Genomic DNA, 1,715 nt, shown 5'->3' with positions numbered 1-1,715 from the left:
CCCGCCGGGCGCCGGACGCCGTCGCGGCGGCGACGAAGAGCTGCTCGGGCATCCCGTGACCGCGGCGCCAGGCGTCGACGCGGGCGACGAACTCGGTGACCGACGCGCCCCGCTCCCACACCGGGACGGCCTCGGGGGCGAGGGCCCAGGTCCGGCGGCTCCACACGATGCCGTCGCGTTCCAGGCGGGCGGCGACGGTCCCCCCGTCGGTGGGCGCGGGCCGGGTCCGGGGCGGGATGACGGCCCACGGGGAGCAGATCATCGCGAGGACGCCCTCGACACCCTTGAGGAGGTGCGGCGGGATCGCCCCGCCGTAGAGGAGCGCCGCCGGGGCACCGTCGGGGTCGGCGACCTGCAGGGTGCGCGAGTCCCGGTCGAGCCGGACCGTGAAGCGGGCGAGGTCGACGGCGCCCGGGTGGTCGAGCAGGGCGCCGCCCCACTCGGCGAGGGGGAGCCCCGGGCCGGGACGCTGGGTCGTCGTCCAGTCGGTCGACGCGGAGAACTGGTAGGGGACGGTGCCGGGGTGCCGCAGGGCCGCCGTCGTCACGGCGTCGCGGACGACGGCGTCGCGCAGCGGACCGAGCCGGCCCCACCGCGACCGTGAGCCGAGGTAGTCGGCCATCACGGTGTTGACGACGATGAGGTCCCCCGCCTGCTGGTGGTAGACGACGCTCGCGGGCCGGGCCAGGCTGAGGTGACCGCGCGGCAGGTCGGCGAGGTCGGCCCCGCTGACGGTGCGCAGCTGGGCGCGTTCGGCGGCGATGGTCACCTCCGCGCAGAAGTCGATGAGCGGGGCCGGCTCGAAGCCGTGGACCGCCTCGGCGACCTGGCGCAGGTTCTCGTAGAAGGACATCGGGACGACCCGGCCGGCGAGGACCTGCTCGGCGGCCGGGCCGAGGCCGCCCCCCGGCCCGGGCACCGGCTCGCCGGCGACGATCTCGTGGACGAGCGGCTCCTTGAGCAGCCAGGCGCCCGCCCTCGACCCCACCTGCGTGAGGGCCTCCTGCGCGACCGCGCCGAGACCGTCGAGGGCGTCGAGGACGTCCTCGGGGGTCGCCGCGGCCTCGACGTCCTCCACCGCCCGCGCGGCGCGGTCGAGGACGCCGACGACGGGGTCGGGCCAGGCGCGTCGTCGCCCGTCCGCGTGGAGGGCGGTGAGCTCGTGGCCGTCGGAGAGGTCCCAGGGTCGGGGCGCGTGCAGCCGCCCCGACTCGACCCCCCGCGCCGGGGTGACGGGCGGCGTCTCTCCGGTCACCTCGGTGATCTCGTCGGTGCGGTAGTAGAGCCCGGCCTTCTGGGCGTAGCTCGGCAGGAAGGCGTAGGCCGCGTCCCGCAGCTGCATCGTCGCTGCGGGGACCGCGCGCACCGGGTGCGGACCCGACCAGGCGAACGGCTTCGTCACGCAGCGACGATGCAGCTCCACCGCGAGCGGCCGGAAGGTCGTCACGTCGCGCGCCCAGGCCGCGGGGGTGTCCGCGTCTCCAGGGACGACCGGGTCGGCGGTGGCCGGATGGACGGTCGTCAGCGTCGAGAACGGGCTCGGCTTGAGGGCGGCGCGCACGAGGTAGCTCACCGCGGTCCGCGCGAGCCGGGTCTCGGCGTCGAGCCCCGTCGAGGGGGCGGACCGGAGGTCCCGGGCGAAGGCGGTCGAGGCGAAGGCGATGCCCCGCGTCAGCTGCGGGTCGCGCAGTGCCGACGCGGCCCGGGCCGCCGCC

At 77.1% G+C, this 1,715-nt stretch carries 1 protein-coding gene; it reads right to left on the bottom strand.

Features of this window, described 5'->3' with window-relative positions; all coding sequences use genetic code 11:
* Positions 1–1,715: hypothetical protein (locus BN12_RS25590; protein WP_048555613.1), on the bottom strand; the 1,715-nt coding region annotated here is incomplete at both ends.

It is taken from the genome of Nostocoides japonicum T1-X7 (assembly GCF_001046855.1).
GTDB classification, from domain to species: Bacteria; Actinomycetota; Actinomycetes; order Actinomycetales; family Dermatophilaceae; genus Nostocoides; species Nostocoides japonicum.
This window is presented reverse-complemented; position numbering and strand designations above follow the sequence as displayed.